The organism is Rhodoblastus sp., from assembly GCF_041915505.1.
GTDB lineage: Bacteria > Pseudomonadota > Alphaproteobacteria > Rhizobiales > Beijerinckiaceae > Rhodoblastus.
In genome coordinates this window covers 1-4,292 of the sequence record NZ_JAYSBG010000302.1, presented here as the reverse complement: position 1 = coordinate 4,292, position 4,292 = coordinate 1, and the positions used below count along the sequence as shown (strand labels likewise).

Below are 4,292 nucleotides of genomic sequence, written 5' to 3'. Positions count from 1 at the left end.
CTATGAGGTTCTCTACGAGGTTCCCGGCTGGCCGCGCGTCATCACGGGAAAGACCGATCTGATGGCCGCATTCAGGGGCTATGTCGGCGCCATCGCGCTGCAATCCGCCGACAAGCTGGTCGTTCACCGGACGGACGGCGGCGCCGTCATTGTCATCGAATATGAGGTCCACGGGACGATCCTGGCGACCGGCGTGAAATACGACAACCGGTTTTGCTCGATCGTCAGGATCGCGAACCGCAAGATCGCGCATTGGCGGGATTACATGGACTCGCTCGCGGCCTGGAACGCCCTGACGGCGAAGGCCGGGAGGTGAAGCCATGAAACAGGTTCTCATCATCGAAGTCAGCCCGCGCGGGCAGGACTCGGCAAGCCGGACGGTCACCGATACGCTCGCCGCGGATGCGCTGGCGGGCGTTTTTTCGAGCCCCGGGGGATTACAGAGAAGGTCCAGGCAACTTGCGCAGAGCCTGCCCGCGAATTGTCATCGCACGGCCTGACGAGGCGCCATCCGTGTTTGCTTCCTCGGGGCCAAACCTGTTCGAGGGGCGCTGTAAAAATACGCCGATGAGACGCCTAAGGCGCCGGCAATTTCCGCGAGAAGCTCCACGCAGATGCTCTCGCGTCCCAACTCAAACGCCTGGAGACGCGCCTCCGCAACCTTCACGCTCGCCGCGAGCGATTTGGCCTCGATCCCGAGCTGGATCCTGCGGAGACGAATTCTGCGGCCAACAAGTGCATCCAAATTCTTAACCTGCGCCATGACGCCTCCCGGATTTTTTGGTTTCTTGAAGTTGCGCCTAAGCAACCCAGACCTGATGATGGCTGCCAGAATGGCAATTTTCGGGCGCGAAGCAGGCGGAGTCCGTCAAAGTGGCCTCTTGCCCATCCCGGGCGCCCGATACCCGCTCCAATCCGGCACGAAAGAGCGCCTCCAGCAGCCCGAGCAGAAAAAAGCGCCCCGCGCAGGCGATCGCCGCTGCGAAAGAAAATTTCAGTCGCCATCCCGCTGCAGGTTGGACCCAGCCGGAGCCCGCTCATCATCTGTCGCTAGGGTCGAAGCTGGGCGCGATAGGCGCGTAGAATAAATTAATATGCTATTTCAATGCATTATAAGATCAAATGGCGGAGAGGGAGGGATTCTCCGAATTTTCCTCGTACTTATTGATTTTACAGCGGTTTTTTGGCCCATTTTTCGGCAGTGGGTCACAGTCCGGGTCCCAAGTCAAGCGGACCAAAAATTTGCAGGGCGGGCGGCGCGCCGATGGCGATCGGTTTCGCGTTCAGACCCTCCGGTCGAAATCCACGAGCGACGCGCTTGTTCGGCGATAAAGCTGAGCGGGTTGCTTGCGCTGCGCGGTCGCGGGACTTCGCGCTTCCGGCACTTCCTCGATCACCTTCATGTCGCCGATCTTGCGGCGCAGCGTCCTTGGATTCGCTTGGTATAGGTTTCGTTTTGACCATGCTATGCTCCTGCCATGATGATATCGAAACGCCGTCGACGCCGACTGCGCGGAAAGCTTCGCGCCGCGATTTGCCGCATCCAAACTCGAACGCTCGCATATAAAGCAACGGATCTCATCGCCGATAAGGCGTTTTACGACCAACTCGAGGACGGCTACGGGCCGGAGGCGCTTGCCGTGCTGGATGACCTGATCAAGCGCGACGATCGCCGGCGGCCTTTTACCACGGCCGAGTTGTCGCCGGAGCAAGTCGAGGCGATCGAGCGGTCGCGGATGGACGCGCGCCACGACCACCTAAATAAGCTACTCGACTAAGCGTCGGTAACTGGTCCGGTTGAAGCGACCGGCGCAATGCGACCGGCCGTCGCCAGCATGTCACGCGGCTTTCGCCATCCGAACGCGATCGCGGGCATTGCGAACCAGTCGCGCGCCAGCTCTGGCGAGCCGATGACGTCGGCCGCCCGATCGCGGATGTCCTTTTTGGTTGGGGCGCGCGTCATTTCTTGTCTCGTCTCCGGTCGGAATCCAAGCTCACCGCGTGAAACGAACCGAGCGAAGTCGAGTCCGAGTCTTGCAGTCGCCCGCTCCACCATCCCGTTGTCTCAACCCCGACAAGAGCAATGCCGACCACGCCGAGCGCGTGATCGTATCCGTCTTCATACCCTCCCACGACGACGCGAGCGTCAAGTGGATGTTCCTGGCGCGCAGCGATCAGCTCGGCGGCGGTTGTGGGCTTGCGTTTCATGGTCATGGTGGCGCCGACCACTCGAATTTCGCATTGAGCGCCGCCGCGATCGTCACGGCGATTTCCTGCACCTCGGCTTTTGAGACGCGCTTAGAGCGAAAAGGCGGGTCTGGATCGTCCCCAAAATATACATACGCCACCCGGCGGTCGAGCGCGTCGGTGACGTAGAACGCTTCCGGAAATTCCTTGACTCGGATCGGTAGCGTGATGATAAATGTTATTAGAACATATCATGAACAATGATACAAGATGACAGATCCAATCCTGCGCCACTGGCGCATAACATGCGAGATCGGCATCGGGACGGTTTCAGGCCATCCGACCATCGAGGACGGCTGGATGACGACATCCCGCGTCCTCGAGGTTGCAGACGATCGCAGCTGGATGCGGACGAAATCGCGTCTCTATCGGCTTGTGTACCTTTTTCAAGCGCCGCACGAAAACTGTCGTTTGCGGTGACACAGGTCAATTTGAAGTGAAAGCTCTGGCTGCCATCCGCTGCTGTTGGGCGGGCGCTCTTTGATCGGCGAAGTCCTGGTCGAGCAATAGCTTGGCTGACCTCTTGGACGTTAAATTCGGGTTTATTGGCGTGTTCGATGCCTCCGGCGCGCGCGATAGCGCGCTCGGCTGCCATGGCGATGTGGTTCTTGAGCGATGGGACGCCATGGAGAGACGAGTTTTTCTTGGTGCCGCGCGGCAGGTCGAGGCCAGGAATTCCATTTTGACGTTGATCGGAAGTTTTCATCATTGGATCGCTGAAGGTGATACCTGCAATATTGTCCGGGGCAGCGCGGATCAGAAGCAAGTCCTTTTTTTGGTCCCCAATTGCTGCTTGCGGCTGGTGTGTTGGGAGCTGAAGCTGGTGACGTGGAGAGAGCGGCAGGATATGGGCGTCACCTCCTTGCCGGAGCGAATCGTCCCTGAAAATCTGGCGAGCAGAAAACTGCAACGCATTTTGCCTGAATGGCAGGGTTCGCCGAGCCCATTCTACGCGGTTACGGAGACGCGGCGCCTGCCTGCGAAAACTCAACGATTCATCGAATTCTTGCGCGAACGACTAAAAGAGGAATAGCGCGTCCAAGGACTTGGCCGACCTCTGTCGGATGATCGTTTCCGTGGCTGCGACCCAAAAAGGTCGAAGCCGACCGGCTCTGAGTATCCCTCTGGCGTGAGCCGCCTTGCCGAAATTGAAGCGAAAGCGATGCTGCGGAGCTAAGCCGGCTTTTTGAGCGAGGTTAGCTGCGCAGCATGGGACGAATGACGTTGCTTTCCGGCGCCGAGCGGCGCCGGCGATGGAGCGAGGAAGAGCGGGCGCGGATTCTCACTGCGATTTCTGAGCTGGGAGCGGTGATCGCGGAGGTGGCGCGTCGCGAGGACGTTTGCACCAGCTTGGTCTTCAAATGGCGCCGGGAGATGCGCCAGGCAGCTGAAGCGGCCTCGTCGGGATTTGCGCCCGTCGTCATTGAGCCGGCGCCGATGACGCCTTCATCGGCGGCCTCATCGAATTGCTCGGTTTCTCCCGTGATCGAGGTGGAGTTGAAGGAGGCGCGCGTGCGGATTCACGCCGACGCGCCCTCATCGGCGATCACAGCTGCCTTGAAAGCGTTGCGGTCATGATCCCGATACCCTCGGGATGCCGTGTATGGATCGCGACGGGCCACACCGACATGCGCCGGGGCATGCATGGCCTGGCGCTTCAGGTCCAGGAGCAGCTCAAACGCGATCCTCACGCCGGCGACCTTTACATTTTTCGCGGCCGCCGCGGCGATCTGGCGAAAATCCTCTGGCACGACGGCGTCGGTCTGTCGCTCTATGCCAAGCGGCTGGATCGAGGAAAGTTCATCTGGCCTTCGGCAAGGCATGGCGCGGTCTCGACATCGGCGGCGTAGATGGCCTATATGCTGGAGGGGATCGACTGGCGGAAGCCGCAGTTGACCTGGCGACCTGAAAGCGCGGGCTAGGCCGCAGACTCATAACGATTTGATCCAGATGCGCGCCGCCGCGAGTTTGATGGCGGCGAGGAAGTTGAGCGGATTCTTGTCGTAGCGGGTAGCGATGCCGCGCAAGTGCTTGAGCTTGTTGAA

8 protein-coding genes and 2 pseudogenes are annotated in these 4,292 nt (G+C 59.9%); 7 read left to right on the top strand and 3 right to left on the bottom strand.

Annotated elements, in window-relative coordinates; genetic code table 11:
* Both ACE3S9_RS15690 and ACE3S9_RS15685 read left to right on the top strand, forming a co-directional pair.
* A partial coding sequence (locus tag ACE3S9_RS15690; RefSeq protein WP_374547417.1) for a nuclear transport factor 2 family protein occupies positions 1-316 on the top strand: 316 nt, incomplete at its 5' end.
* A 4-nt stretch (positions 317-320) separates the two neighbouring features.
* Positions 321-500 carry a hypothetical protein gene (locus ACE3S9_RS15685; protein WP_374547416.1) on the top strand — a complete coding sequence of 60 codons (180 nt, stop codon included), beginning with the start codon at positions 321-323 and terminating at the stop codon, positions 498-500.
* On the opposite strand, the gene ACE3S9_RS15680 is transcribed toward ACE3S9_RS15685, so the two are convergent.
* A complete protein-coding gene (locus ACE3S9_RS15680; protein WP_374547415.1) occupies positions 485-763 on the bottom strand; it encodes a helix-turn-helix domain-containing protein in 279 nt (92 codons plus the stop codon). The two genes, ACE3S9_RS15685 and ACE3S9_RS15680, sit on opposite strands and share 16 nt — an antisense overlap.
* Before the next feature lie 715 nt (positions 764-1,478).
* On the opposite strand from ACE3S9_RS15680, the gene ACE3S9_RS15675 reads away from it, so the two are divergent.
* Positions 1,479-1,778 carry a hypothetical protein gene (locus tag ACE3S9_RS15675; RefSeq protein ID WP_374547414.1) on the top strand — a complete coding sequence of 100 codons (300 nt, stop codon included), beginning with the start codon at positions 1,479-1,481 and terminating at the stop codon, positions 1,776-1,778.
* Here the strand turns inward: ACE3S9_RS15675 and ACE3S9_RS15670 are convergent.
* Entirely contained in the window at positions 1,775-1,963 is a 189-nt protein-coding gene (locus ACE3S9_RS15670; RefSeq protein ID WP_374547413.1) for an antitoxin Xre/MbcA/ParS toxin-binding domain-containing protein, read from the bottom strand. The two genes, ACE3S9_RS15675 and ACE3S9_RS15670, sit on opposite strands and share 4 nt — an antisense overlap.
* 71 nt (positions 1,964-2,034) lie before the next feature.
* Between ACE3S9_RS15670 and ACE3S9_RS15665 the strand changes: the two genes are divergently transcribed.
* From ACE3S9_RS15665 to tnpB, 4 genes and pseudogenes are all read left to right on the top strand, one after another.
* Positions 2,035-2,376 (top strand): hypothetical protein, encoded by a 342-nt coding sequence (locus ACE3S9_RS15665; RefSeq protein WP_374547412.1) that lies wholly within the window; start codon positions 2,035-2,037, stop codon positions 2,374-2,376.
* A gap of 721 nt (positions 2,377-3,097) precedes the next feature.
* Positions 3,098-3,280, top strand: a pseudogene (locus tag ACE3S9_RS15660) (LysR substrate-binding domain-containing protein); the annotation flags it as partial.
* A 185-nt stretch (positions 3,281-3,465) separates the two neighbouring features.
* On the top strand, positions 3,466-3,825 hold the full coding sequence (locus ACE3S9_RS15655) for a transposase (protein ID WP_374547411.1): 360 nt from the start codon (positions 3,466-3,468) through the stop codon (positions 3,823-3,825).
* A complete protein-coding gene (gene tnpB, locus ACE3S9_RS15650; RefSeq protein WP_374547410.1) occupies positions 3,822-4,097 on the top strand; it encodes an IS66 family insertion sequence element accessory protein TnpB in 276 nt (91 codons plus the stop codon). The genes ACE3S9_RS15655 and tnpB overlap by 4 nt, the downstream gene beginning before the upstream one ends.
* A gap of 81 nt (positions 4,098-4,178) precedes the next feature.
* Here the strand turns inward: tnpB and ACE3S9_RS15645 are convergent.
* Positions 4,179-4,292, bottom strand: a pseudogene (locus ACE3S9_RS15645) (IS5/IS1182 family transposase); the annotation flags it as partial.